At 69.2% G+C, this 24,147-nt stretch carries 26 protein-coding genes, 1 tRNA gene and 1 pseudogene; 12 read left to right on the forward strand and 16 right to left on the reverse strand.

Annotation, left to right across the window (positions count from 1 at the left end):
• Nucleotides 1-15 precede the first annotated feature (15 nt).
• The 4 genes from ACIHAO_RS33460 to nth are packed head-to-tail and all read right to left on the reverse strand — an operon-like array spanning nucleotide 16 to nucleotide 3,187.
• The gene (locus tag ACIHAO_RS33460) at nucleotides 16-1,200 is read right to left on the reverse strand and encodes a MarP family serine protease (protein WP_396564671.1); all 1,185 of its coding nucleotides are present in this window, start codon (nucleotides 1,198-1,200) and stop codon (nucleotides 16-18) included.
• Between the two features lie 6 nt (nucleotides 1,201-1,206).
• Nucleotides 1,207-1,914, reverse strand: coding sequence for an NUDIX hydrolase (locus ACIHAO_RS33465; RefSeq protein ID WP_396564673.1), 708 nt, complete (start codon nucleotides 1,912-1,914; stop codon nucleotides 1,207-1,209).
• Nucleotides 1,911-2,507 (reverse strand): TlpA family protein disulfide reductase, encoded by a 597-nt coding sequence (locus ACIHAO_RS33470; RefSeq protein WP_396564675.1) that lies wholly within the window; start codon nucleotides 2,505-2,507, stop codon nucleotides 1,911-1,913. The genes ACIHAO_RS33465 and ACIHAO_RS33470 overlap by 4 nt, the downstream gene beginning before the upstream one ends.
• Nucleotides 2,504-3,187 carry an endonuclease III gene (gene nth / locus ACIHAO_RS33475; protein ID WP_125797608.1) on the reverse strand — a complete coding sequence of 228 codons (684 nt, stop codon included), beginning with the start codon at nucleotides 3,185-3,187 and terminating at the stop codon, nucleotides 2,504-2,506. Before nth ends, ACIHAO_RS33470 begins: the two co-directional genes overlap by 4 nt.
• A gap of 238 nt (nucleotides 3,188-3,425) precedes the next feature.
• Here nth and ACIHAO_RS33480 point away from each other — a divergent pair, with 238 nt between their 5' ends.
• From ACIHAO_RS33480 to dnaN, 4 genes are all read left to right on the forward strand, one after another.
• Nucleotides 3,426-3,677 (forward strand): hypothetical protein, encoded by a 252-nt coding sequence (locus ACIHAO_RS33480; protein ID WP_005166943.1) that lies wholly within the window; start codon nucleotides 3,426-3,428, stop codon nucleotides 3,675-3,677.
• A gap of 159 nt (nucleotides 3,678-3,836) precedes the next feature.
• Nucleotides 3,837-4,511, forward strand: coding sequence for a Crp/Fnr family transcriptional regulator (locus ACIHAO_RS33485; protein ID WP_003081747.1), 675 nt, complete (start codon nucleotides 3,837-3,839; stop codon nucleotides 4,509-4,511).
• A 473-nt stretch (nucleotides 4,512-4,984) separates the two neighbouring features.
• Entirely contained in the window at nucleotides 4,985-6,247 is a 1,263-nt protein-coding gene (locus tag ACIHAO_RS33490) for an MFS transporter (protein WP_396564732.1), read from the forward strand.
• Between the two features lie 9 nt (nucleotides 6,248-6,256).
• Nucleotides 6,257-7,321, forward strand: a complete 1,065-nt coding sequence (gene dnaN, locus ACIHAO_RS33495; RefSeq protein ID WP_396564678.1) for a DNA polymerase III subunit beta — start codon at nucleotides 6,257-6,259, stop codon at nucleotides 7,319-7,321.
• Nucleotides 7,322-7,639: 318 nt separating this feature from the next.
• On the opposite strand, the gene ACIHAO_RS33500 is transcribed toward dnaN, so the two are convergent.
• The 7 genes from ACIHAO_RS33500 to ACIHAO_RS33530 form a co-directional block, all read right to left on the reverse strand.
• A complete protein-coding gene (locus tag ACIHAO_RS33500) occupies nucleotides 7,640-7,891 on the reverse strand; it encodes a glutaredoxin domain-containing protein (RefSeq protein WP_125779656.1) in 252 nt (83 codons plus the stop codon).
• Nucleotides 7,888-8,658: an MBL fold metallo-hydrolase gene (locus ACIHAO_RS33505; RefSeq protein WP_396564681.1), complete on the reverse strand. Its 771-nt coding sequence runs from the start codon at nucleotides 8,656-8,658 to the stop codon at nucleotides 7,888-7,890. Before ACIHAO_RS33505 ends, ACIHAO_RS33500 begins: the two co-directional genes overlap by 4 nt.
• Nucleotides 8,655-9,467 carry an NUDIX hydrolase gene (locus ACIHAO_RS33510; protein WP_396564683.1) on the reverse strand — a complete coding sequence of 271 codons (813 nt, stop codon included), beginning with the start codon at nucleotides 9,465-9,467 and terminating at the stop codon, nucleotides 8,655-8,657. The genes ACIHAO_RS33505 and ACIHAO_RS33510 overlap by 4 nt, the downstream gene beginning before the upstream one ends.
• Nucleotides 9,468-9,556: 89 nt before the next feature.
• Nucleotides 9,557-10,699, reverse strand: a complete 1,143-nt coding sequence (locus tag ACIHAO_RS33515; RefSeq protein WP_396564685.1) for a hypothetical protein — start codon at nucleotides 10,697-10,699, stop codon at nucleotides 9,557-9,559.
• Nucleotides 10,700-10,737: 38 nt separating this feature from the next.
• Nucleotides 10,738-11,367 (reverse strand): hypothetical protein, encoded by a 630-nt coding sequence (locus ACIHAO_RS33520; protein WP_101613579.1) that lies wholly within the window; start codon nucleotides 11,365-11,367, stop codon nucleotides 10,738-10,740.
• Nucleotides 11,367-11,822, reverse strand: coding sequence for a RidA family protein (locus tag ACIHAO_RS33525; RefSeq protein WP_016337888.1), 456 nt, complete (start codon nucleotides 11,820-11,822; stop codon nucleotides 11,367-11,369). The genes ACIHAO_RS33520 and ACIHAO_RS33525 overlap by 1 nt, the downstream gene beginning before the upstream one ends.
• Before the next feature lie 12 nt (nucleotides 11,823-11,834).
• Complete coding sequence (locus tag ACIHAO_RS33530) at nucleotides 11,835-11,996, reverse strand: DUF4177 domain-containing protein (protein WP_005166970.1); 162 nt, start codon at nucleotides 11,994-11,996, stop codon at nucleotides 11,835-11,837.
• Nucleotides 11,997-12,127: 131 nt separating this feature from the next.
• Between ACIHAO_RS33530 and ACIHAO_RS33535 the strand changes: the two genes are divergently transcribed.
• Genes ACIHAO_RS33535 through ACIHAO_RS33550 form a run of 4 tightly spaced genes read left to right on the forward strand, consistent with a single transcriptional unit; the run spans nucleotide 12,128 to nucleotide 15,538 of the window.
• Nucleotides 12,128-13,072 carry an esterase/lipase family protein gene (locus tag ACIHAO_RS33535; protein WP_396564688.1) on the forward strand — a complete coding sequence of 315 codons (945 nt, stop codon included), beginning with the start codon at nucleotides 12,128-12,130 and terminating at the stop codon, nucleotides 13,070-13,072.
• A 60-nt stretch (nucleotides 13,073-13,132) separates the two neighbouring features.
• Nucleotides 13,133-13,381, forward strand: coding sequence for a hypothetical protein (locus tag ACIHAO_RS33540; protein ID WP_396564690.1), 249 nt, complete (start codon nucleotides 13,133-13,135; stop codon nucleotides 13,379-13,381).
• 22 nt (nucleotides 13,382-13,403) lie between these two features.
• Nucleotides 13,404-14,408 carry an ArsA-related P-loop ATPase gene (locus tag ACIHAO_RS33545; protein WP_125791116.1) on the forward strand — a complete coding sequence of 335 codons (1,005 nt, stop codon included), beginning with the start codon at nucleotides 13,404-13,406 and terminating at the stop codon, nucleotides 14,406-14,408.
• Nucleotides 14,408-15,538, forward strand: coding sequence for an ArsA family ATPase (locus ACIHAO_RS33550; protein WP_396564692.1), 1,131 nt, complete (start codon nucleotides 14,408-14,410; stop codon nucleotides 15,536-15,538). Before ACIHAO_RS33545 ends, ACIHAO_RS33550 begins: the two co-directional genes overlap by 1 nt.
• 63 nt (nucleotides 15,539-15,601) lie before the next feature.
• On the opposite strand, the gene ACIHAO_RS33555 is transcribed toward ACIHAO_RS33550, so the two are convergent.
• Nucleotides 15,602-15,919, reverse strand: a complete 318-nt coding sequence (locus ACIHAO_RS33555; protein WP_020632155.1) for a WhiB family transcriptional regulator — start codon at nucleotides 15,917-15,919, stop codon at nucleotides 15,602-15,604.
• A 350-nt stretch (nucleotides 15,920-16,269) separates the two neighbouring features.
• Here ACIHAO_RS33555 and ACIHAO_RS33560 point away from each other — a divergent pair, with 350 nt between their 5' ends.
• From ACIHAO_RS33560 to ACIHAO_RS33570, 3 genes are all read left to right on the forward strand, one after another.
• On the forward strand, nucleotides 16,270-18,438 hold the full coding sequence (locus tag ACIHAO_RS33560) for a transglycosylase domain-containing protein (protein ID WP_396564695.1): 2,169 nt from the start codon (nucleotides 16,270-16,272) through the stop codon (nucleotides 18,436-18,438).
• A 275-nt stretch (nucleotides 18,439-18,713) separates the two neighbouring features.
• Complete coding sequence (locus tag ACIHAO_RS33565) at nucleotides 18,714-19,640, forward strand: metallophosphoesterase (protein ID WP_396564734.1); 927 nt, start codon at nucleotides 18,714-18,716, stop codon at nucleotides 19,638-19,640.
• 28 nt (nucleotides 19,641-19,668) lie between these two features.
• A tRNA-Pro gene (locus ACIHAO_RS33570) sits at nucleotides 19,669-19,742 on the forward strand.
• A gap of 428 nt (nucleotides 19,743-20,170) precedes the next feature.
• On the opposite strand, the gene ACIHAO_RS33575 is transcribed toward ACIHAO_RS33570, so the two are convergent.
• Nucleotides 20,171-20,863, reverse strand: coding sequence for a methyltransferase domain-containing protein (locus ACIHAO_RS33575; RefSeq protein WP_396564697.1), 693 nt, complete (start codon nucleotides 20,861-20,863; stop codon nucleotides 20,171-20,173).
• Between the two features lie 39 nt (nucleotides 20,864-20,902).
• On the opposite strand from ACIHAO_RS33575, the gene ACIHAO_RS33580 reads away from it, so the two are divergent.
• Nucleotides 20,903-22,747: a prolyl oligopeptidase family serine peptidase gene (locus tag ACIHAO_RS33580; RefSeq protein WP_396564699.1), complete on the forward strand. Its 1,845-nt coding sequence runs from the start codon at nucleotides 20,903-20,905 to the stop codon at nucleotides 22,745-22,747.
• Between the two features lie 71 nt (nucleotides 22,748-22,818).
• Here the strand turns inward: ACIHAO_RS33580 and ACIHAO_RS33585 are convergent, their stop codons facing one another.
• From ACIHAO_RS33585 to ACIHAO_RS33595, 3 genes and pseudogenes are all read right to left on the reverse strand, one after another.
• Complete coding sequence (locus ACIHAO_RS33585; protein WP_378443554.1) at nucleotides 22,819-23,004, reverse strand: 2-hydroxymuconate tautomerase; 186 nt, start codon at nucleotides 23,002-23,004, stop codon at nucleotides 22,819-22,821.
• Between the two features lie 10 nt (nucleotides 23,005-23,014).
• A complete protein-coding gene (locus ACIHAO_RS33590; RefSeq protein ID WP_396564702.1) occupies nucleotides 23,015-23,641 on the reverse strand; it encodes a TIGR03085 family metal-binding protein in 627 nt (208 codons plus the stop codon).
• A 62-nt stretch (nucleotides 23,642-23,703) separates the two neighbouring features.
• Nucleotides 23,704-24,147, reverse strand: a pseudogene (locus tag ACIHAO_RS33595) (pyridoxal-dependent decarboxylase); the annotation flags it as partial.

Here is a 24,147-nt window from a genome sequence, read left to right on the forward strand (position 1 = left end):
TTGCACGTGAGGGGCTCAGTTCGCGCAGGGACCGGTCGACGCGTTGGCACTCAACGCCGGGGCCGTGTCCACCACCGGCCGCACCTGCTCCGAAGTCAGCGTGAAGCCGGTCTCCGGGTCTTCGACGGCCGCGCCGAAGACGACCCCGATGACCTCGCCCTCGGGATTGATCATCGGCCCGCCCGAGTTGCCGCTGCGGACCTGCCCGCGCACGGTGAACACGTCGCGCTGCACGGTGTTGGACTCGTAGATGTCCGGTCCGCGCAGGTTGATCCGGCCGCGCACCCTGGCGGACGTCGCGGTGTACGGGCCGTCGAGCGGGTACCCGAGCACGATCGCGTCGTCGCCCGCCCGAGCGACCTGCTGTTTGAAGGGGAGCACCGGCGCCTGAAGCCTCGGCACCGCGAGCACGGCCACGTCGGCCTCGGGGTCGAAGTAGACGACCCTGGCCGGGAACTTGCCCGAAGTCGACTCGATGGCGACCTCGTCGGTCCCCGCGACGACGTGCGCGTTCGTCATCACCCGCTGCGGCGCGATGACGAAACCGCTGCCCTCCAAGGCCCGCGAGCACGAAGTCGCGTTGCCGCGGATCTTCACCACGCTGCCGTGCACCTGCCTGACGATCGCGCTCGCCTGCAAGGCGGTGTCCGGCGGGCTGGTGTCCTGGACGTTCGGCTTCTGGAACGGGTCCACAATGGACGGGAAGCCCGAAGCGTCGAGCAGTTTGCGCAGTTCGCTGGGGAAGCCCTGCGCCGCGTCCGGCATGACGTTGTTGACCTCGCCGAGCACGACCGAGCTGTTGATCGACTTCGCCAGCCCAGGCACTCCCGAGACCGCCGTGAGCGGCGTCGCGATCAGCCACGCGACCACGAACACCACGGCGGCCTGCACCACCGCGCCGAGTGTCTTGTCGACCCCGGAAAGCTTGTCCGGGTTGATCTTCTGCCGCAGTCTCCGGCCTGCCCAGACGCCGAGGGTCTCACCGAGCGCGACCAGGAACACCACGGTCGCCACCGCGAAGGCGACCTTCGCCGCCGGATGTTCGAAGAGTTCGACGATCAGCGGCGCGATCTTGATCCCCGCCAGCGCGCCGAGCACCACTCCGACCAGCGAAGGAAGGGCGATGATCACGCCCTGGAACGCGCCGGACACGCCCGCCAGCAGCGCGAGGAGGATCACCAGTACGTCGACCCAGTTCACCGGCGCCTACTCCTTCTCCGGCACTTGCCGCCCGTCGACCCGCGCCTGATGTTCGGCCAACGCTACGTCAAGGTCCCGGACGTCGCCGTGGTCCCAGTCCCGTTCCCAGCCACCGAGCGACAGCGTCATCGCCAGCAGGCCGCCCGTGAATCCCCAGACGAAGAGCCCGCCGACGTCGAACGCGGGCCCCTTCCAGTCGTACCCCTCGCGCGTCACCTGAAACCGGTTGGCCGGGTCGGTGAGTTCGGCGATCGGCACCCTGGCCACCGCAGCCGTCTCGCCGGGATCGACGGCGTGCACCGGGGACGGTGTCCGCCAGTAGGCGAGCACCGGCGTCACGGCGAACGCGGACACCGGCACGAACAGTTCCGGGAAGATCGCCACCGGCAGCACGCCCGAGGGTTCGACGCCGGTCTCCTCCTCCGCCTCGCGCAACGCGGTGCCGACCGGCCCGTCGTCGTCCGGCTCGGCGCCCCCGCCGGGGAAGGAGACCTGGCCCGCGTGCGAGCCGAGGGTGTCGGCGCGGCGCTGGAGCAGCACGTCCGGCCCCTGCGGGCCCTCGCCGAAGAGCATCAGGACGGACGCGGACCGGTAGCTCGCGTCCGGCGGCACGCTGAACCGGCTGAAGGCGGCCGCGTCGAGATCCCCGCTGATCTTGACCAGCGGCTGCAACCAGGCGGGCACGGCGTCGGTGTCCACGAGGGGGCCGGTCATGGGTTTCCTTCCACAGCGGCGCGCACCTGGTCAGTGTTCAGGAAGACGCGTGGGTTCTCGATGAGTCTGACGTCGCCACCCGCCGTGACCAGGTACGTCGCCGGAAGGGAGGAAGGGACCTTTAGTGCCGTCCGCACCGGGCCCGACTGTCCGTCACCGTCGAACACCGACGGCAGCCGGACGCCCAGGTCGCTCAGCATCGCCAGCCCGTCGGCCCCGGAGCTCGCGACCTGGACGAGGAGAACGCGGGCGGCGCCGGACAGCGCGGCGTACTCCTGGAGCAACGGCAGTTCGGCGCGGCACGGCTCGCACCACGACGCCCACAGGTTGACCAGCACGGGACCGCCCGACAGCACCTTGGCGAGGTCGACCCTGGAGCCGTCGCCGAGACATTCCACGTCGACGCCGCGCAACTTCGTCACCTCGCCCGGCCCGGGCGGCGGGCAGGGAGCGAGCGCGGCCTTCGCACGGGCGGCCGTGAGATCCCCCGACGTCTTGGCGGGTTCCTTGCCGTCACGGGTGGTGAGCAACGCGACGATCAGGGCCACCACCAGCACGGCGGCGCCGAGGGCCAGTTTGGTGACCCTGGTCACCGGCGCGCCGCCAGGTCGAGGATGTGTTCGCGTTCTTCGCCCTTGACCAGCTTCGCGGCCTCTTCGAACTCCGTCGGGCCGGTTCCGTACGAGGGGCACATCTTGGCCAGCGGACAGGCGCCACAGGCGGGTTTGCGGGCGTGGCAGACGCGACGGCCGTGGAAGATCGTCCGGTGCGACAGGAGTGTCCACTCCTTGCGCGGGATCAGCTCGCCGACGGCGTGCTCGACCTTGACCGGGTCCTCCTCCTCGGTCCAGCCCCAGCGGCGGACCAGGCGGCCGAAATGGGTGTCGACGGTGATCCCGGGGACCCCGAAGGCGTCGCCGAGCACGACGTTGGCCGTCTTGCGGCCGACACCGGGCAACGTGACGAGGTCCTTCAGCTTGCCGGGCACTTCGCCGTCGTAGCGCTCCACCAGCGCGGCGCCCAGTCCCATCACCGAGTTCGCCTTGGCGCGGAAGAACCCCGTCGGCCGGAGGTACTCCTCGAGTTCGGCGCGATCGGCGCCGGCGTAGTCGGCAGCGGTCCGATAGCGCGCGAAGAGCGCGGGCGTGACCTGATTCACGCGGACGTCGGTGGTCTGCGCCGACAGCACGACCGCGACCAGCAGTTCGAGCGGGTTGGTGAAGTCAAGCTCACAGTGCGCGTCCGGGAACTCGTCGTCGAGGCAACGCTTCATCCGCCTGGCGCGTCTCACCAATGCGAGCCGGCTTTCACCCGCACCCCCCGCACGGGGGGCATTGGCAGGGGCAGGAGACACCCCGATAGCCTACGGGCGCCATCGGACGAGCCAGTGGGGAGCACCCGCCGGTCGACGGCCGACACGCCAGAGCACCACCTCGGCGCTTCGATCGAGGACGCCATGAGCGAGGATCTGGAGTAATGCACAACTTTTCGGAATTCCCGGGGCAGGGCGCATGACCGTCTGGTTCGTCATCCTCGTTCCCTTGGTGATCATGTTCTTCGCGCTGTTCATGGAACGCGTGGAGACCCGGCTCAAGCACGTCGCGGTGCAGGAGAACGAAGTCGAAGAGTTCCTCGAGCAGGCACAGCCCAACGAGGTCAGGGCCCTTTACGGGCACGGCATCGGGCGCGCGCTCGAGCTTTTCCGGCTGCGCAGGCTCGGCGGGAAGGCGGCCAGGCTTCGCGCGCGACGCGTGCGGAGTTAGGCTCCACGTTCGAGCGAGATCGTTCCAGGCACGCGCGCACGTTCGGCGTGCCGACGAGCGATCTCGCGCGCACGACCTAGACTGACGCGAAAAGTGATCGACGACACGGTCCTCGGCAGATGAGGACCGACGTCGTATCTCGATGAGGAGGCACCCGAGGTGGACGAAACCCTGGCCCGAGCGGGCATTTTCCAGGGTGTTGAGCCAGCAGCCGCCGAGGCGCTGGCACAGACCTTGGAATCCGTGGAGTTTCCTCGCGGGCATGTCATCTTCAACGAGGGTGAACCCGGCGACAAGCTTTACATCATCCAGTCCGGCAAGGTGAAGATCGGCCGCAAGTCACCCGACGGCCGCGAGAACCTGCTGGGCATCTTCGGCCCGTCCGACATGTTCGGCGAGCTGTCCATTTTCGACCCCGGCCCGCGGACGTCCAGCGCGACGACCGTGACCGAGGTCCGCGCGGTGACGATGGACCGCCCGGCGCTGCGGCAGTGGATCTCCACCCGCCCGGAGATCGCCGAACAGTTACTGCGTGTGGTCGCCCGCAGGCTGCGCCGGACGAACAACATGGTCGCCGAGCTGATCTTCACCGACGTCCCCGGACGCGTGGCGCGCGCGCTGCTGCAGCTCGCGCAGCGGTTCGGCAGCCAGGAAGCCGGTCTGCTGCGGGTCACCCACGACCTGACGCAGGAAGAGATCGCCCAGTACGTCGGCGCTTCGCGCGAGACCGTCAACAAGGCTCTCGCCGACTTCGCGCACCGTGGCTGGCTTCGACTCGAGGGCAAGAGCGTCCTGATCCTGGACCCGGAGCGCCTGGCCCGCCGCGCCCGCTAGTCCCTTGCTTCAAGCGCAATGAAGGGGCCTTTCATCGCAAATTTTGCGATGAAAGGCCCCTTCATTGCATTCGCGTGACCCAGCGCGGGGAGAAACAACGAAGAGCCGGGCGCCACCCCCGACGTGGCGCACCGGCTCTTCGCTGTGCGCGGACCATCCCCCGACGATCCGCGCTCCCCGCCCTCCGGAACAAGGCCCCGACCCGTACGCCGGAGGGAGCTGGAGACTGTGTGGTTGTCGTACAACCATCCACGGCCATCGGCCGTGAACTCAAGTTCTTTCACTCTCAAGGACGCCATCTGCGTCGATTTGTTGCCCCGAATGACCCAAAATGGGCTTACTGTTATCCGATCGTGACGAACCGGGCCAGTTCATTGCCCGAAGTACCCGAATCCGGTGGTGACCAAACTTACCGCCGCAGAACTGGTACTCGCGTACCAAAGTAGTTCATACTGGTACGCGTGTCCCAGTCTGTGTCCGCCTCCGCCGAGAGCCACCGCACCTCCCTCGCCGACTACCGTGCCGCGCTGACCGCGCCCGGATCCCGCGCGGCGGTGATCGCGTCCCTTCTCGCCCGCCTGCCGATCGCGATGATCGGCATCTCCGCGCTGCTCTACGTGCAGCGCGAGACGGGCTCCTTCGCCTCGGCCGGGCTGGTTTCGGCCGGGTCGCTGGTGGGTGTCTCGGTCGGCGCGGTCGTGCAGGGACGGCTCATCGACCGCTTCGGGCCGACACGGCCGCTGCTGACCACCACGGTGTTCTTCGCACTGGCGATGACCGGGCTGGTGTTCGCGATCGAGGCGCACGCGCCCACTCTCGTGCTGGTCCCCCTCGCCTTCGGCACCGGGATCACGGAACCGATGGTCGGTTCGGCCTCCCGGGCGCTGTGGACACGGCTGCTGCCCGCCGGGCCGACGCGGAACGCCGCGTTCTCGTATGAGGCGATCAGCATGGAGGTCTTCTTCATCCTCGGCCCCGGGTTCGCGGGGCTGCTGATCGCCGCGCCGTGGGCGGGCACCGGCATCGTGACCGGCTCGCTGACGATGATCGCGGGCGCGGTGCTGTTCGCGCTGAGCCCGACCGTGCGGGCCTGGGGACCGTCGCCGTCCTCGGGCGGCAAACTGCTCGGCGCGCTGGCCAGCCCGGGCATGCGCACGCTCGCGATCGCCGCGCTGGGCTTCGGCGCCGTGATCGGCTTCGTCGAGGTCGCCGTCCCGGCGGCCGCCGCCGAAGCGGGGAACACCTCCATCGGCGGACTGCTGCTCTCGGCCTGGTCGGTCAGCTCGGTCGCGTTCGGCGTCGCGTACAGCCTGCGCCCGTGGCCGCGTCAGATGGGCCTGCGGCTGCCGGTGCTGCTGGCGGGCTTCGGCGCACTGGTGGCGCTGCTCGCGCTTCCGGGTTCGCTCTGGGGCCTCGCGCTCGCCATGCTCGCCGCGGGCGCGCTCATCACGCCGCAGTCGACGACGCATTCGGCGGCCATCGAGATCGCCGCGCCGAAGGGCACGGCGGCCGAGGCGTTCGGCTGGGTGCTCACCGCGGTGACCCTCGGCCTGGCGTTCGGGCAGTCGATCAGCGGTTACCTCGTCGAGCACGCCGGGCACGAAGCGGCGTTCCTCGCCGCCGGCGCCGTCGGGTTCGCGCTCGCCGCGGTGGTGTGGCTGATGCGCGGCACCTTCCGCCCGCGGCCTTCCGGGCCCGTCGCCGAAGCCCCCGAACTTGTCGGTGCCGCCCGCTAACTTGCGGGCATGGACCTGACTGCCGACACCCGCTCCCTCTCGTCCGCCGTTTCCGCCGCCGCACGGTTGCTGTCGGCCCGCTCCGGTCTGCTCCTGCGCGCCGGGCGGGAAGGCCTGACCGTCGGCGGCAGCGACAGCGAACGAGCGGTCCGCCTGACCAGCGACGCCATGGTCCACACCGATGGCGAGGTCCTCGTCCCGGCCGGGCCGCTCGCGGAAACGCTGCGGATGCTCGACGGCGACTTGGTGCGCCTGGTCGTCGAGGGATCACGGCTGGCCGTGCGTGTGGAAGGCGGCCGGTTCGCGCTTCCGTTGCTGAGCCGCGAACTGAACCTCCCGGACCTGCCGCCGAAGGTGTCCGAAGTGGACGGTCACGCGCTGGTGACCGCGTTGCGCACGGTCGCGGGCACGGCCGCCAAGGACGACGCGCTGCCGATGTTCACCGGCGTCCGCGTGCAGAGCTTCAGCCGTGAGCTGCGGCTGACGGCGTCCGACCGGTACCGGATGGCCGTCGCCACCTTGCCGCTGCGCTCCGAAGGCAAGCCGATCGACGCGCTGGTCCCGGCGGGCCTGCTGGCCGAGACGGCGAAGCAGGCACGCGGCGTCGTCGGCCTGCACGGCGACAAGACCCGCTTCGGACTGAGCTGGGCAGGCGTCACCGTCACCACCGCCGTCCTCGACGCGGGATTCCTGTCGGAGAAGCTGATCGAATCGTCCACTGTGGACACGACGGTCGAGGTCGCCGCCGACGCGCTGGCCTCCGCCGTGCGCCGGGTGGGCGTCTACGCCGACGAGCGCCGGGTGCTGACCCTGGAGGTCGGCGACTCGCAGCTGCGGCTCGCCAGCGCGAAGCAGGACACCGGCGAGGCCGAGGAGACCTTGAAGGCCGAAGTTTCGGGCGGCCGGACGTCGCCCTCATTCCAGGCGCGCTACCTGCTGGACGCGCTGCAGGGTTTCGCCGGGGAGCGGGTACGACTCGACATCCAGCCCGGCATGCGGGCCTGCGTCATCCGCGCGGTGGAGCCGGGCGATGTGGAGCTGACGTACTACGTGATGCCGATGCTGCCGCGCTGACACCGGCTCTCGACCATCCACAAAGGACTCACCGAGGCGAAGCCGTGTTACGAAAGCCACTTTCGCAACGTTGAGGGTTGCGAAAGTGGCTTTCGCAACGTGGTGATGGCGGCGTAGACGTGCCCAGGAGCGCAACAGCCTCGCCCTCCCGAGGAGGTCGCGAAAGCCACTTTCGCGACGCCTGACGTCCCCAAAGTGGCTTTCGCGACACCACCTGGGCGCTGAATCGCGACGCAGTCATCCACCCTGCCGAATGCTATGAACGGTCCGTTACTTGCAAAATTCGCAAGTAACGGACCGTTCATGGCATCTGGCGACTCAGGCCGAAGCGGCCTTCACAGCGGCCTCGATCTCACCGAACGAAGGGTTCACCATCGCCTTCGAGCCCACGAAGACCGTCGGCACGACCTCGTTCCCGTTCGCCACCGAACGCACCCGCGCGGCGGCGTCCGGGTCCTCCCAGATGTTGACCCGCTTCACGGTGAAGCCGCTCTTCGACAGCGGCCGCTCCAACGCGGCGCAGAACCCGCATCCGGGCCGCCAGTAGAACTCGACCTCGACGTCACTCATTCGCCGTCCTCCGACCTCAGGTAGTCCAACTGTGCTTGCACACTCCACTCCGCGGGCGCCCACAGAGCCTTGTCGACGTCGGCGTAGACGACCTCGACGACCTGACGCGGAGTGGCGTCCGCGCCGAGCTTCTCCAAGGCCGAACGCACTTGGTCGAGCCGTTCTTCCCGGTGTGCCAGGTATTCGCGCGCGGTCGCGGCCAGATCGGGCAGTTCCGGGCCGTGGCCCGGCAGGCCGATGGTGCCGCCGGGCAGCTCGATGAGTTTCCGCAGCGAGCGCAGGTAGTCGCCGAGGTCGTGCAGCACGGTGGTGCCGCGGCCGAGGATGGTGTCACCGGTGAGGATCTGCCCGTCGGACACCAGGCAGATCGAGTCCTCGGTGTGGCCCGGCGTGTGCAGCACCGACAGCCGGACGCCGCCGGCCTCGATCACTTCACCGTCCACAAGGGACTTTCCGTCGACGCAGAGCGACTCGTCGAAGGCCCGCACCGGCGCGCCGACGCGTTCGGCGAACCAGGGCGCGCCCTCGGCGTGGTCGGGGTGGTGGTGGGTCAGGACGATCAGCTCGACGGCGCCGGTCTCCGCCAGCAGCGTCAGATGCTCGACGTCCTCGTGGCCGGGGTCGACGACCACGGAACCGGACGCTCCGGATCCGCGCAGCACCCAGGAATTGGTGCCCTCCAACGTCATCGACGACGGGTTGTGCTCCAGGAGCACGGAAGCCGTCGGCGTGACCTGGCGCAGCACGCCGTATGCGGGGGCGCTCACGCCGGGTCCAGGATGACGCGGACCTTGTCGCCGTCGCGCACCAGCGTCGGCATGATCTTCGAGATCTCGCGTTCGACGGCCTGTGCCGCGGCCGCCGAGTCGAACTCGGCCAGTTCCGCGAGCGTGATCCAGGTCGGGGGCATGAGCATGCGGCGCCCTTCCTTGGCGTCGGCGATGGCCTCTTCGGGCCGCTGCCAGCCGGAGCTGACGGCCTCGGAAGTGGCGCTGTCCGCGTCCTGCCCCTCGGGCAGCACGGCGACGAAGAAGCAGGTGTCGTAGCGGCGCGGTTCCTGCGGCGGGGTGACCCAGTTCGCCCACGGGCGCAGGAGATCCGCGCGCAGCGTCAGGCCGTTCGCCTCGAGGAACGCGGCGAGCGAGAGTTCTCGGGAGACCAGCTTTTCGCGGGCGTCGTGGTACGGCGTCGTGTCGGTGACGACGGTGTCCCCGGTGCTCGCGAGCAGCACGCCCGACTCCTCGAACGTCTCCCGCACGGCCGCGCACACCAGGGCGCGGGCCAGCGATTCGTCGCAACCGAAGCGTTCCGCCCACCAAGCGGGCTCCGGGCCGGCCCAGCTCACCGAGGTGTCGACATCGCGGGAATCCACGCCGCCGCCGGGGAAGACGGTCATCCCGCCCGCGAACGGCATGCCCTTCACCCGATGCTGCAGGAAGACCTCGACGCCGTCGGCGCCGTCGCGGAGGAGGATCACGGTCGCCGCGTCCTTGGGCGTCACCGGCTCGCCGTCGGCGTTGGCCCGGGTGCCCACCCCGGCCCCCACCGGGATGTCGAATGTCAGTTCTTCAGCCACACCAGCAACCTAACATCGCAATTCGGCACCTGGTCGCGATCGTTGCGCGTGCAACTATCGCAACCAGGTGCCGAATTGCGTGGGACTTGCTACGACCAGCTCGAGCCGCTGCTGCGCGAAGCGCCGTTCAGCCGGATCTTCGCCGCTTCGGCGCGCTCCCGTTCGGCGAGCTCGGCGTGCAGCTCGCGCAGGAGAGCGCGGTCGCGCTCGCTCAGGCTGGGGTCGTCGAGGTCGAGAGCGGGCAGCTCGACGACCTCGTGCATGCTCGGCTTTCCCGTGGCGATCTCGCGGCCCTTTTCCGGGTCCTCCTTGAGCGCCTGGCGCAGCTGCGCCACTTCGGCCGGGGTCAGGTCTGCCGTGCGCTCGGCACGGGTCTCCGCCCGCGATTTGCGCGGCGGCGCCGTCTCCGGAGCGGGCGTCGCCGGTGCGGGCGCCTGCTGCACGATCGGCACCACCGGCGCGATCGGCTCGACCGGTTCGTGCGTGCTGCTGCTGACCGGCCGCAGCCCATGCCTGCTCGGCTGCTCCTTGACCGGCTCGGGAGCCGGGGCGGGAGCGGGCGGCGGAGTCACCGGCTCGGACCGAAAGTCACTGGAATGGGTACTCCCGGTGACCCAGACAGGACTCGCGGCCGACGAAGCGGCCTGGTGGTACGCGGACCGCGCGACGCCGGGTCCCGCGACCTCGACGACCGAACGGATGCCCGCGCGGCGAAGCGCGGTGTCCACGCGGAACGCGACCGCGGGCGGGTTGCCTTCCGGGCCGATCTCGACCAGGACGACCCGCTGCGGCAACGCGCCGGGCACGCTGCCCGCCGGCGTGTTCCGCCACACCGCGTGCACCGACCGGACGTCCGGCAGCACCTGCAGGGTGCGGTCGAGCGCCTCGGCGAGGCCGAATTCGGGCTGGTTCTCGCCGGTGAACCGGTGGGTCAGCACCGGCTCGTCCTCCTCGACGACCAGCAGGTCGTTCGCCAAGGTGGCGTCGGACCGGCTCATCTCGAGGACGAGGGCGAGTTCACGTTGTTCGGACGAGCTCACCGGGATCTTCCCCGCGATCAGGGTGCCGGTGGTGAGCTCCACCGCTTCGTCGATGTGCGCACGCGCGATCAGCTCACGCGCTTCGGTCAAAGCACTGTCGTCGATACGACCCGCCAGGGCCAGTAACAGGTTGTGCAGGCGCAGGGGCACCGAGAACCCGTCCATGGGCGGGCCGTCGTGGACCTCCACCATTGCTCTGCTCCCTCCCGGCTCGCCTGGTGGAGCGAGCGTTAAGCGGCGACCAGCCGACTTCCGGTGTCCACCGCGCCCACACAGACGAGCTCGGAGCTGGCGAGCGCGGTGCGGTGATAGCCGGTGAGGTCGATGCTCGGCGGCAGAACCTCGACGCCGGGCTCCTCGTCACCCAGCACGCGCAGGACGCGCTGCAGTTCACCGGTCAGCCTCGGCAGCCCGTTCAGCGCCGTGACCAGGAGGACTCGTTTCGCCCCACCCTCGCCGACCACACCGAGGTGTCGCCAGCTTTGCCGCACTTCACCCACATCCGGCCGTCCCCGCAACGTCGCGTGGATCAATACGGACACAGAGTCGACGGAGTTCACCCATTCGGGCGCACTCTGCGTGAATGTGTACCTGGTCTCGGTGACGTCGTCTACCCCCAGGGTGGAACTCACCTGATGCCAGTCGGCCCCGTGAGGAATGAGCCCGGCGACTAGCAGGCGATATTCGGTTTGATCGAGGTCGATCCTGTGCTTAAGCAAAGACCGCGGCAGGGTCCGCGCGAGCGTCCCCATCGCACCTTCGCCCAGCCAGTCGCGGAACCGCCACAGGAGCTGGTCCGGCAGCCGTCCGGCCAGCCGGAGCAGGAGCTCGTGCGAGGACTTCTCGATGTCCGGGTCCATCACTTCACCTCCACGATCAGTTCGATCTCGACCGGCGCCCCGATCGGCAGCTCGGCGACGCCGACGGCCGAACGGGCGTGGATGCCCGCCTCGCCGAAGATCTCGCCGAGCAGCTCGGACGCCCCGTTGATCACCGCGGGCTGGCCGGTGAAGCCCTCCGCGGACGCCACGAACCCGACGACCTTGACCACCCGGACCACGTTGTCGATCCCGGCGACCGAGTCGACCGCGGCGAGGGCGTTCAGGATCGACGTCCGCGCGTACTGCTTCGCCTCTTCGGGACTGACCTCGGCGCCGACCTTGCCGGTCGCTTCGAGCTCGCCCTTGACGAAGGGCAGCTGACCGGCCGTGTAGACGTGCGAACCGGTGCGGACGGCGGGCACGTAGGCCGCCAGCGGCGCGGCGACGGCCGGCAGTTCGATACCGAGCTCGGCGAGTCGATCGCTCCAGGTCATGGCTTCAATCCCTCAGTTCTTGGCTCGTTTGAGGTAGGCGACGTGCTGTTCGCCGGTCGGGTTCGGGAGCACGGTGACGAGCTCCCAGCCGTCCTCGCCCCACTGGTCGAGGATCTGCTTGGTGGCGTGGATCAACAGGGGGACGGTCGCGTACTCCCACTTGGTGGCGCTCATGCCCGGGAGCGTAGCCAAACCGGCAAGGGCGCCCCCGACACACATGCGGAAAACCCTCTCGCGACCGGTTCGCCGATTTCCCGTCGATGTGGTTCACTTCACACCTACTCGGGAGTAGATAGGACGCCGACATGCGGACGACGAAGTCCCTCGCCGCCACTTTCCTGGCCGCGGCCCTTGCCCTGATCTGCGCTTCACCGGCCATCGCGGAGGAGGAACTCCCCGTCCCGTGGACGCTCGCCGCGGCGCTGCCCGCGCAGGCGGCGACTCCCGGCGGCCCGCCACCCGGCGCTAACGACTTCGGCTGCCGTCCGAGCGAGGCCCATCCGAATCCGGTGGTGCTCACCCACGGTCTCAGCGCCAACCAGACGGTGAACTGGCAGACGTTCGGCCCGCTGCTCAAGAACAACGGATACTGCGTCTTCTCCTTGACCTACGGCGTTCCCGGGAAGCCGCTGCCGATCTACCAGCCGGGCGGTCTCCTGCCGATGGAGCAGAGCGCGAAGGAGCTCTCGGCGTTCGTCGACAAGGTGCTCGGCGCGACCGGGGCGTCCAAGGTGGACCTCCTCGGGCATTCCGAGGGAACGCTGATGCCTTCCTATTACGTGAAGTTCCTCGGCGGATCGTCCAAAGTGGACAAGTACGTCAGCCTGACCCCGCTCTGGGAGGGCACGACCTTGTTCGGCGCCTCGCATCTCTACGCGCTCGCCGGCGCGCTGGGACTCGCGACCGGCTTCAACGGCATCCTCGACCCGGCCTGCGGTTCCTGCCGCCAGTTCCTGCGCGGCTCGGAGTTCCTCACGAACCTGCGGTCGGGCAACGGCGTCTTCCAGCCGGGCGTGACCTACACGAACATCATGACCCGCTACGACGAGGCCGTCGTCCCGTACACGAGCGGCATGGGCAAGGGCCCGAACGTGAAGAACATCGTCCTGCAGGACGGCTGCCTGCTGGACCTGGCCGAGCACGCCGGCGTCGCCGCCGACCGCAACGCCGCCGGGCACGTCCTCAACGCGCTGGACCCGGCCCACGCGAAACCGGTCCCCTGCGTTCCCGCCACCCCCATCGGGAGCTGACCCGCCCAAGCACGCGAGTTACGCGCTCAATCACGCGTATGACGGCGCTACGGTGGGCCCGTGGAGACCTGGCGCGTGGTCGCGACCGTCCTGCTCGCCGCGGCCGGGCTGCCGCTGGTGCTGGTCCTGATGGCAAAGGCACGGGACCGCACGGACAGCTCGGCGACGGTCGCGATCACCGGCGCGGTGGCCTTCGTGGTTCTCCTGCTCCTCGGTGTGGTGATGCTCACGGTGCTGCCCGGAGCTGTGACCTGGGGCGTCGTCGCAGTGGTCGCCGCTGCGCTCGGCGTCATGATGCTGGCGGGCTGAAGGCTCAATTAGGGTGGGACCGGTGAGCACATCCCTTGCCGGCTGGACCGACGAACTCGCGAGAGCCAGGCTGCATTTCGTCACCGGTAAGGGCGGGACGGGCAAGACCACGCTCGCCGCCTCGCTGGGCCTCGCCCTCGCCAAGGGCGGGCGCCGCGTGCTGCTGATCGAGGTCGAAGGCCGCCAGGGCATCGCCCAGCTCTTCGACACCGAGCCGCTGCCGTACGCCGAGCAGCGCATCGCGGCCGTTCCCGGCGGCGGGGAGCTGCGCGCCCTGCACATCGACGTCGAGGCCGCGCTCCTCGAATACTTCGAGATGTTCTACAACCTCGGCTTCGCGGGGCGGACGCTGCGGCGGATGGGCGCGATCGAGTTCGCGACCACGCTCGCGCCGGGTCTGCGTGACGTCCTGCTCACCGGGAAGATCAAGGAATGCGTCGGCCGCACCGAATCGGACGGCCGCCACACCTATGACGCCGTCGTCGTCGACTCGCCGCCCACCGGCCGGGTCGTGAAGTTCCTCGACGTCACCAAGGCGCTGACCGACCTCGCCAAGACCGGCCCGATCCGCGGCCAAGCGGACGGCGTCGTCAGGCTGCTGCACTCCGGCGAGACCGCCATCCACTTGGTGACACTGCTGGAAGAGATGCCCGTCCGGGAGACCGTCGAAGCGGTCGCCGAACTCGACGGCGCGGATCTGCGCCCCGGCGCGGTGCTGGTGAACCGGGTCCGCCCGCCGCGGCTGCCCGCCCGTTCGGTGACCGCCGCCGCGGACGGCCGCGTCGACGCCTCGCGCGTCCGCGCCGGGCTCGCGTCGGCCGGGTTGAACCTGCCCGACAGCACCCTCGACGCGCTGGTCGAGGAGACCGTCGAGCACGCCGTGCGGGTCGCGGCCGAACAACGCGCCCGCGAGCAACTGGCCGAAGCCGATCTGCCGGGCCTCGAACTGCCGGACCTGACCGACGGGGTCGACGTCGCCGCGCTCTACGACCTCGCCGAGGCGCTGACCGAGCAGGGGGTGCGCTGATGTCGGACGTCCTGGAGATCGACAAGCTCATCGACGATCCGGAGAGCCGGGTCATCGTGTGCTGCGGATCCGGCGGGGTCGGCAAGACGACCACCGCGGCGGCGCTGGCGTTGCGCGCGGCCGAACGCGGGCGGCAGACGGTGGTGCTCACCATCGACCCGGCCCGGCGGCTGGCGCAGGCACTCGGCCTGCGCGAACTCGGCAATCACCCGAAGCAGGTGCGGGTCGAGGGCTTCGAGCCCAAGGGCGAACTCTGGGCGATGATGCTCGACATGCGCCGCACCTTCGACGACATGGTGCGCGTGCACGCCGGCCCGGAACGCGCCGAGCAGCTGCTGCAGAACCCCTTCTACCAGACCATTTCCACGTCTTTCTCCGGCACGCAGGAGTACATGGCGATGGAGAAGCTGGGGCAGCTCGCGGCCACCGACGAATGGGATCTGATCATCGTCGACACGCCGCCGAGCCGGTCCGCTCTGGACTTCCTCGACGCGCCGACACGGCTTTCCAGCGCGCTCGACGGCCGGATGATCCGGCTGCTCACCGGGCCCGCGAAGGCCGGCGGCTGGGGCCTGCGCAAGGTCGTCAACGCCGGGTTCTCGATGTTCGCGAAGGCCGTCTCGACGATCATCGGCGGCCAGCTGCTGACCGACGCTTCGGCGTTCATGCAGGCCTTCGACAGCATGTTCGGCGGCTTCCGCGAACGCGCGCGCAAGACCTCAGAGCTGCTGCGGTCCGGCGGCACTTCTTTTCTCGTGGTGGCCGCGCCGGAGCCGGACGCGCTGCGCGAGGCGTCCTACTTCGTGGAGCGGCTTTCGGAAGAGAGCATGCCGCTGGCCGGGCTGGTCGCGAACCGGACGCATCCGGTGCTGGCCCCGTTGTCCGGCGCGGAGGCCATCGCTGCCGCCGAACAGCTCGCGAAGGGCGAGGCAGGCGCGCCGCTGGCCGAAGCCGTCCTTCGCCTGCACGCGGACCGTGTCGCGCTGGCCGATCGAGAGACGCGGCTGCTCGCCAGGTTCACGCGGGCGCATCCCGAGGTCCCGCTGGTGCGGGTGCCCGCGCTCCCCAGTGACGTGCACGATCTCGAAGGCCTGCGCGACATCGGCGTCCGCCTCGCCACCCAGTCCTGAGTTTCCGTGAAGGACCCCTTCCCTACCTTGGACTCAGGGAAGAGGTCCTTCACGGAATCATGATCACGAGACTCGGACGCGTACGTCTTCTTCTTCGTCGATCCCGGTGAAACTGCGCTTCGCCGCTTCAAGCAGGTCTGCCCAGCTGGTCACGTCCGGCCGCCGCCGCAGCAGCGCCCGCCGTTCCCGTTCGGTCATACCTCCCCAGATGCCGAAGTTGATCCGGCCATCGAGCGCCTCGGCGAGGCATTCCGTCCTGACCGGGCAACCCAGGCAGACCGCCTTGGCCCGGTTCTGTTCCGCCCCCCGGACGAACAAACCGTCCGGATCGGTGTCGCGGCACGACGCATTGACTCGCCAGCTCGACTGGTTGGTTTCCATACCCCCAGCTCCCTACCCTGGTGTTCGACACACCACGGGAGGACGAAAAGCCTGCGCTCCTGCCCCCATGAGCGTGTCTCCCTGTGTGCTCACGTCGGTTGAACCGACACCTCCCCGGTGCCGGTGCCTCCGTTCGGTCGAATGCGACTGCCGCTCGCACTCACCCGTCTGTCGGCTTTTTCATACGTGAGACGTTGACGGACTGTAGGGGCCCTCGGTTCCCCCCGCCAAGCCCTAGAATGCCTCCCGTTACCAGCCGTCACCGCATGGGGTCGATTTCGTAATCAAATCCCCACCCACAGCGAGGTGACGTCACGGTGGGCTAACGGGTTCCGCGTACCCTGGTCCGCGTGCGCAAAACGGACGGTCTGCTGAAGCTCATTGGCCTTTGTGTGCTCGCGGGGGTGCTGGTCGCGGGGATGTTGTTCCCGGTGGCGGGTGCCGCGGGGGTGCTGTCGAACCAGGCGAGCGAGACCGTCGACAAGACATCTTCGGACCTTGCGGACATACCGCCGCCGTTGGTGACGACGATCACCGACAACACCGGCAAGCAGATCGCGACGCTGTACAAGCAGTTCCGCATCCCGACGACCGAGACCCAGATCAACGACGCCATGAAGTGGGCGCTGATCTCGGTCGAGGACAAACGCTTCTACGAGCACAACGGGGTGGACTGGAAGGGCACGCTGCGCGCCGCGGTCAGCAACAGCACCGGCGGGGACACGCAGGGCGCCTCGACGCTGACCCAGCAGTACGTCAAGAACTACCTGATCAACGTCGTCTACCGGGACGACAAGCCGGGACAGAAGCGCGCACAGGAACAGTCGGTCGCCCGGAAGCTGAAGGAAGCCCGGATCGCGATCCAGCTGGAAACCAAGCTGAACAAGATGCAGATCCTGACCGGCTACCTGAACGTCGTCGAATTCTCGCGCGAGATCTACGGCGTCGGCGCGGCCGCGAACGCGTACTTCAACACGCCCGTCGAGAAGCTCACGGTGCCGCAGGCGGCGTTGCTGGCCGGTCTGGTGAACAACCCGGTCGTCAACGACCCGTGGAAGAGCCCGGCGAAGGCGACCGAGCGCCGCAACCTGGTGCTGGACCGCATGGTCGACAACCAGAAGCTCGCGAAGGCGGACGCGGAACGCTTCAAGGCCGAGCCGCTCGGCGTCGTCGAAGGCGGGCCGCAGAAACCCGCGTCGAACTGCACCGGCGCCGGTCCGGAGAACGGTTTCTTCTGCCAGTACGTCGAGGACTATCTCCTCAAGAACGGCATGACGAAGGACGATCTCTACACCGGCGGCTACCGGATCAAGACCACTTTGGACGAACGGGCGAACCACGAAGCCAAGATGTCGGCCGAAGCCCAGGTCAAAAAGACCCAGGACAACGTCGCGAACACGCTCTCCCTGGTGAAGCCGGGCAAGCAGCGACACGAAGTCGTGGCGCTGGCGGCGAACCGTGACTACGGGCTTCACGAAGACCAAGGCCAGACGACGTTCGCGTTGCCTTCCGGCGTCTACAACACGGGCGGCGCGGGCTCCGCGTACAAGGTCTTCACCGCCGCCGCGGCGCTGGAAGCGGGCGTGGCCGGGATCAACTCTCCCCTGCCGGTGCCCGACTTCTACACCTCGCACGTGTTCGCCGGTGGTGGCCCCAAATGCGCCCCGACCGGACCGCCGTTGCGCTCTCGCTGGTACTGCCTCGGCAACGCGGCCGACTACAACCCCGCGGGCGGCGCCATGTCGATGCAGCAGGCGCTGGCGACTTCGCCGAACACGGCGTTCGTGGCCCTCGAGGAGAAGGTCGGGAGCACGGGGCCGATCGTGGAGATGGCGCGCAAACTCGGTATGCGCGACACCATGGCCAGCAACCTCGGCGGTGGCGCCGTCGACCCGAAATCCGACAACCCCGGCGCCAACACCAGCCAGCTCCAGGCCTTCGGCCCGCGGCCCGGCTGGCCGGGGAACGCCTCGTTCACCCTCGGCCCGGCCCCGCTGAGCGGTCTGGAACTGGCGAACGTCGGCGCCACGATCATGAGCGGTGGCGTCTGGTGCCCGCCGACCCCCCTCTCCGGCGTCACCGACCGGGACGGAAAGCCAGTGCCCGTCAAGGAAGCCGCTTGCGAGCAGGTGGTGCCCGAAGGCCTCGCCAACACCCTCGCGGTCGGCCTGAGCAGGGACAGTCAGCCCGGCGGGACATCGGCCGTCGCCGCGAGCGGCGCCCGGTGGAACCGGCCGGTGATGGGCAAGACCGGGACCACCCAGGGCAACGGCTCGGGGACGTACCTCGGGGCCACGCCGCAGCTCGCCGGCGCGGCGATGGTGTTCCGTCCGAAGGGTGGAAACGGCGGCCTGTGCTACCTCGGCCCGGGTAACGTGACCACTCGCGGCTGCGAAAACATGTTCGGCGGGAAGACGCCGGCGCAGACCTGGTTCGGGGCGATGTCGAAGATCCTCGAAGGCCAGGAGGCGCTGCCGCTGCCGCAGCCGGACCCCAAGTACATGGGCGGCGGACGCTGACCGCATTCACCAGCGTGAATTACGATGAGTCACGTGAATCTAACTTTGAGTGAGCGGCTGGCGGCTTAACGGGGAACAACGGCCGACGGGATCATGTCGACTGATCGCGAGACCCCGCGCTGACCACGGAAGGTGAAGAAAAGAGGCCATTCCAGCGATTTACCGAGATCGCCGGAATGGGGGCGGACGATCACCACCGACGAGCACGTAAACTGGACATTGTGAGCACGCTCAGTAACGAAAGCACTTCAGGGGCGACGGTACGGCGCTTGGCCGTGGGAACCGTCGCCCTGGGAGCCGCGACCCTCGGTTACGCGGTCGGAATCGAAAGGCGCCGGTGGACGCTTCGCACCGCGGAGCTCCCGGTCCTCGCGGCAGGGGCGAAGCCCTTCACGATCCTCCACATCTCGGACCTGCACATGCTTCCCGGCCACGTGAGCAAGCAACGCTGGGTAGCGGCGCTCGACGAACTCGAACCGGACCTCGTCGTCAACACCGGTGACAACCTGTCACATCAGCAGGCCGTGCCGTCCGTGCTGCGCGCACTCGGCCCCCTGCTCGAGCGGCCCGGCGTGTTCATCTTCGGCAGCAACGACTACTACGCGCCGAAGCCGAAGAACCCCGCGCGCTACCTCATGCCGAAGGGCAAGAAGAAGCGGATCCACGGCGAGCACCTGCCGTGGCGCGACCTCCGCGCGGCCTTCGTCGAACACGGCTGGCACGACCTCACCCACGTCCGCCGCACCATCGAGGTCGCCGACCAGTACGTGTTCACCGCCGGCGTCGACGACGCGCACCTCCGCCGCGACCGCTACGCCGACATCGCCGGCCCGGTGGACACCGCGGCGGCCGTCCGCATCGGCGTCACGCACTCGCCGGAACCACGCGTGCTCGACGAGTTCGCGGGCGACGGCTACGACCTCGTCCTCGCCGGGCACACACACGGCGGCCAGCTCCGGATCCCGGGTTACGGCGCGCTCGTCACCAACTGCGAGCTCGACCGCACCCGCGCCCGCGGCGCGTCCCGCTGGGGCGCCCAGATGTGGCTCCACGTCTCCGCCGGACTGGGCACCTCCCCGTACGCCCCCGCCCGCTTCGCGTGCCCGCCCGAGGCGAGCCTGCTGACCCTCGTGCCACGGGGCACGACCAGCGCGAACCACCGGAAAGCAGCCCCCCGCAAAGCCCGAAACACCGTCCGCTAAACTTCTCCTCGACCCGCTAAGAAGTATCCGGGGTGTGGCGCAGCTTGGTAGCGTGCCTCGTTCGGGTCGAGGAGGTCGTGGGTTCGAATCCCGCCACCCCGACGTTGGATCGAAAGAGCCTTGCTCGCTTCGGCGAGCAAGGCTCTTTCGCGTTGCGGGCCCTGTTTTGCCGCGGGGCTGGAGTCGGATGCTCCCAATGTGGCATTGGGGACGCCGAGGGCCCCCAATGCCACATTGGGCGCACCCGCGGACCACGCACATGTCCCCAAGGTCACCTTCAAGACGCTCAACGTCCCAAAGGGCCCCTTCAGGACACGCACCCCGCCGCACCAAGCTGGCCCCCACAGCGAAACCGAGCCCCGCCCAGCCCCCGCCACTCCCAGGGGGGCGACCCCGGGTCCAGCGTATCGCCGGGGGGTGTCGGGATGGGCCGGAAGAGGGGACGGCAGGGGTGGTTGTCCACAACGGCGGGCAGGTGTGGACAACCGAGAGCAGCCGAACCCCAATGCGGCATTGGGGCACCCAAGACCTCAGCGGGTGGCGAGGAGTTCGGTCCAGCATTGCGCGAAGTCCCCATCGCCGGAGCGCGCCCAGGACCAGGCCGAGCGGGCGGCCGAAGCGAGTTGGTCGCGGTCCGGGGTGGTCGCGGTTTCCAGCGCCGTCACCAGACGCCCCTCCACGTACGTCGCCAGCGCCCGGTACGTCGTGTCCGTGCGGTAGCGGGTTTTCGTTCGCACGTCGGTGAAACCGGCGGCCGTCACCGCGGCGGGCAACGAGCGCCCCGCGAACGGGTCACCGCCGGCGCGGCGGCACAACAGATAGTGCCCGCGGAGGGCGGCGTCCACGTTCGCCGTCTTCGGCCGCAGCCGCGCACGACTCCAGTCCGAAGTGGACAGTGCGAGGGCTCCGCCGGGCTTGAGGACTCGCCGGATTTCCGCCAGCGCGGCGCCCGGCTCTCGCAGATGCTCGAAGACGGCGTGCGCGAAGGCCACATCCACCGAAGCGTCGGCGAACGGCAACGCGCACGGGTCGCCGACCAGAAAGTCCACTGTGGACTTTCTGTGCCCGTTTCCGATACCGAGGGTGATCGATCCTGGCCCGCAGCCGACGTCGACACATCCCATCCCCGGCCCGAACAGCGGTTGCGCGAACACGGCCCGTTCGACCGCCTGGCGCGCGAACCGCGCGGACACCGCGGCGCGCGGCGGGTTTCCCTCCAGCACCCCGCACACAGTACGGCTCCGGAGTGGCAGGATCGAGGGGTGAGCACGCAGCCAGGCACTGAATATCCGTCCGCGGCGGTCCCGGACCGCCTGTTCGACGACGCCGAAGCCGAGGCCAGGTGGCGGGCCCGCTTCCGAGCGCCGCGCATTTCGGTCCCCGAGTGGGCCATCGACGCCCCCGACGCGAACATCTACGTCTCCAACGCCAGCGGCGTTTGGGAGGTCTACTCGTGGGACCGGTCGACCGGCGAGCACCGCCGCGTCACCGACCGGCCGAACGGCACCATGCACGCCACCCCGTCCCCGGACGGCCGCTGGATCTGGTGGTTCGACGACACCGACGGCGACGAATTCGGTTCCTGGGTCCGCGAACCGTTCGCGCCGGGAGCCGCCGCCGAGCGCGCGGTGCCGGACGTCCACGACGGCTACCCCGCCGGGCTCGAGATCGGCACCAAGGTGGTCGCCGTCGGCGTCTCCACCGACGACGGCAGCGAACTTTTCGCCCATATCGACGGCAAGACCACCAGCTTCTACAAGCACGAGGACGACGCGGGGATCGCCTCGCTGTCCCGCGACGAGTCGCTGCTCGTGATCTCCCATTCCGAGCACGGTGATTCACGACACCCCGCGCTGCGCGTCCTGTCGACCGACGGCTTCACCGCGGTCGCCGACAAGTGGGACGGCGAGGGCAAGGGCCTCGGCGCGCTCGAGTTCTCGCCGGTCGCGGGCGATCAGCGGTTGCTGGTGCTGCACGAGCGGCGCGGCCGCGAAGAACTCCTGATCTGGGACACCGCCGCGGACACCGAGCGGGAGATCGAGCTCGACCTGCCCGGCGAAGTGGTCGCGGGCTGGTATCCGGACGCGCGGGCGCTGCTGGTCGTCCACTTCCACCAAGGCCGCAGTTCCCTTCACCGGTACGACCTCGCGAGCGGCGAATTGTCCTCTTTGGACACGCCGCCGGGCAGGATCGGCGGCGCGGGCGTGCGGCCCGACGGCACCGTCGAGTACTCGTGGTCCAGTGCCGCGCAGCCGACGGCGGTGCGCGCGCGAACGGCGGATGGCGTCGACTCGGTGCTCCTCGAGCCGCCGGGCGAACGGGCTCCGGAATCGGCCCCGGTCACCGACGCGTTCGTCGAAGGCATCGGCGGGCAGATCCACGCACTGGTCTCACGCCCGGCCGACGCGCCCGAAGGGCCGCTTCCGACGGTTTTCTCCTTGCACGGCGGGCCGCATTCAGCCGACGAAGACCGCTTCTCCGCGTACCGCGCGGTGTGGCTCGACGCGGGCTTCGCGGTCGTCGAGGTCAACTACCGCGGTTCGACCGGTTACGGCTCGGCCTGGCGTGACGCCATCGAAGGCCGTCCAGGCCTGACCGAGCTCGAAGACGTCGCCGCCGTGCACGACTGGGCGGTCCAAAGTGGACTCGCCGATCCGGCCAAATGCGTGGTGAACGGCGCTTCGTGGGGCGGCTACCTGAGCCTGCTGGCACTGGGCACCCAGCCGGCGCGCTGGGCGGCGGGGATCGCCGGGGTTCCCGTCGCGGACTACGTCGCCGCGTACGAGGACGAGATGGAGCAGCTCCGCTCCTTCGACCGGGCGCTGTTCGGCGGTTCGCCGGAGACGGTACCCGCGGTGTACCGGGAATGCTCGCCGATCACCTACGTCGAGGCCGTGACGGCGCCGGTGCTGGTGCTCGCCGGGGACAACGACCCGCGCTGTCCGATCCGGCAGGTCGAGAACTACCTCGACAGGCTCGCGAAGCGGGAGATCCCGTTCGAGTTCTACCGGTTCGACGCGGGCCACGGGTCGCTGGTGATCGCCGAGACGGTCAAGCAGACCGCGATCGAGGTGTTCTTCGCACTGCGGGCGGTCGGGCTTCGCTGAAATGTCAGGAAAGGGTCGTTCAGGACAAAAGATGTCTTGAACGACCCTTTCCTGACGTCCGCGGAGGGGGGTCAGCGCTCGGAGAAGAGCGTCCCGCCCGCCGCCCAGTGTTCGGCGGGGATCTCGTTGATCGTCACCCAGACGCCTTCGGGCTTGCCGCCGCAGGTGCGGACGAAGGCATCGGTCACCTCGCGTACGAGGGCCTGCTTCTGCTCGGCCGTGCGGCCGGGGAACATCGAAACGCTGATCATCGGCATGGCCGGAACTCTAAAGGCCGCGGTCGTGCTTCCGGAGCCTGTCCACCGCGTAAGCGTCACCCTCGAAGGTGAGGCGGACGGCGTCGCGGCCGAAGACGAACAGCAGCAGCTCGATCGGCGCGCCGATCACGGTCACCGTGTCCGGGCCTTCCTTCACCAGCGCTTCGCGGCCTTCAGGAGTCTTCAGGATCACGCCGACCGGCGATTTCCGCAGGTTCAGCTTCGATGCCTGCTTCGCCGATTTCCACGCCGCCGCGTCCCGCGCGGGTTCGGCCGGACGCGGCTCCCAGCCGGACTGTCCCCGGCGGACGTCCTCGTGGTGCACCAGGAATTCCGGGCCGTTCACGACCTCGTCGAGCGGGCCGATCGTCGTCGGCCAGAACCAGGCTGGGCCCGACCGGACCTTGCCGACGACCTCGGACCAGGGCTGCGCGGCGTAGGAGTCCTGCACCCGCTGCGTGTACGACGCCAGCGCCGGGACAAGGATGCCGGGCGCCGCGTCGGGCCGCCGCTCACGGACCAGCAGATGCGCCGCGAGATCCCGCGTCTTCCACCCCGCGCACAGGGTCGGCGCGTCCGGGCCGACCTCTTCGAAAAGCTCGCTCAACGCACGACGTTCGTCTCCGGCGACTCCCATAGCCCCCGACGTTACGCGCCGGTAGGGCCAGGGGAAATCCGGCGTGACGCAGGGCACCCGGCTCAGTGATGGAACGCGGTCCGCGGTCGCGGGCCGTGATCGAGCTCGGGCAGCAGGCGCCGGAGGTCGGCGAGCAGCAGATCCGCGAGGTCGTGCGTGAAACCGTTGCGCACCACGATCCTCAGCACCGCGAGATCGGTCCGGTGCGGCGGGAACGTGTACGCCGGGACAAGCCAGCCACGCTCACGAAGCCGCCGCGACACGTCGAAGACGTCGAAGCTCTCGACGTCCGCCTTCGTCGTGAAGGCGAACACGGGCAGCTGATCGCCTCGCGTCAGCAGTTCGAACGGACCCAGCCCGGCGATCCCGTCCGCCAGCTGGGTCGCCACGTCGCGTGAAGCCTGTTGCACGGCACGGAAACCTTCACGGCCGAGCCGGACGAACGGGTAGTACTGCGCGGCCACCTCCGCGCCGGGGCGCGAGAAGTTCAGCGCGAAAGTCGGCAA

Origin of the sequence: Amycolatopsis sp. NPDC052450 (assembly GCF_044547565.1) — a bacterium.
Taxonomy (GTDB): Bacteria; Actinomycetota; Actinomycetes; order Mycobacteriales; family Pseudonocardiaceae; genus Amycolatopsis.

Coding starts and splice junctions, on each gene's coding strand:
- ACIHAO_RS33500 (WP_125779656.1), bottom strand. CDS start 7,891: ATGAGTGACGTCGAGGTCGAGTTCTACTGGCGGCCCGGATGCGGGTTC.
- dnaN (WP_396564678.1), top strand. CDS start 6,257: ATGGACCTGACTGCCGACACCCGCTCCCTCTCGTCCGCCGTTTCCGCC.
- ACIHAO_RS33535 (WP_396564688.1), top strand. CDS start 12,128: ATGCGGACGACGAAGTCCCTCGCCGCCACTTTCCTGGCCGCGGCCCTT.
- ACIHAO_RS33590 (WP_396564702.1), bottom strand. CDS start 23,641: ATGGGAGTCGCCGGAGACGAACGTCGTGCGTTGAGCGAGCTTTTCGAA.
- ACIHAO_RS33515 (WP_396564685.1), bottom strand. CDS start 10,699: ATGGTGGAGGTCCACGACGGCCCGCCCATGGACGGGTTCTCGGTGCCC.
- ACIHAO_RS33550 (WP_396564692.1), top strand. CDS start 14,408: ATGTCGGACGTCCTGGAGATCGACAAGCTCATCGACGATCCGGAGAGC.
- ACIHAO_RS33555 (WP_020632155.1), bottom strand. CDS start 15,919: ATGGAAACCAACCAGTCGAGCTGGCGAGTCAATGCGTCGTGCCGCGAC.
- nth (WP_125797608.1), bottom strand. CDS start 3,187: ATGAAGCGTTGCCTCGACGACGAGTTCCCGGACGCGCACTGTGAGCTT.
- ACIHAO_RS33585 (WP_378443554.1), bottom strand. CDS start 23,004: ATGCCGATGATCAGCGTTTCGATGTTCCCCGGCCGCACGGCCGAGCAG.
- ACIHAO_RS33465 (WP_396564673.1), bottom strand. CDS start 1,914: ATGACCGGCCCCCTCGTGGACACCGACGCCGTGCCCGCCTGGTTGCAG.
- ACIHAO_RS33520 (WP_101613579.1), bottom strand. CDS start 11,367: ATGGACCCGGACATCGAGAAGTCCTCGCACGAGCTCCTGCTCCGGCTG.
- ACIHAO_RS33530 (WP_005166970.1), bottom strand. CDS start 11,996: ATGAGCGCCACCAAGTGGGAGTACGCGACCGTCCCCCTGTTGATCCAC.
- ACIHAO_RS33525 (WP_016337888.1), bottom strand. CDS start 11,822: ATGACCTGGAGCGATCGACTCGCCGAGCTCGGTATCGAACTGCCGGCC.
- ACIHAO_RS33480 (WP_005166943.1), top strand. CDS start 3,426: ATGACCGTCTGGTTCGTCATCCTCGTTCCCTTGGTGATCATGTTCTTC.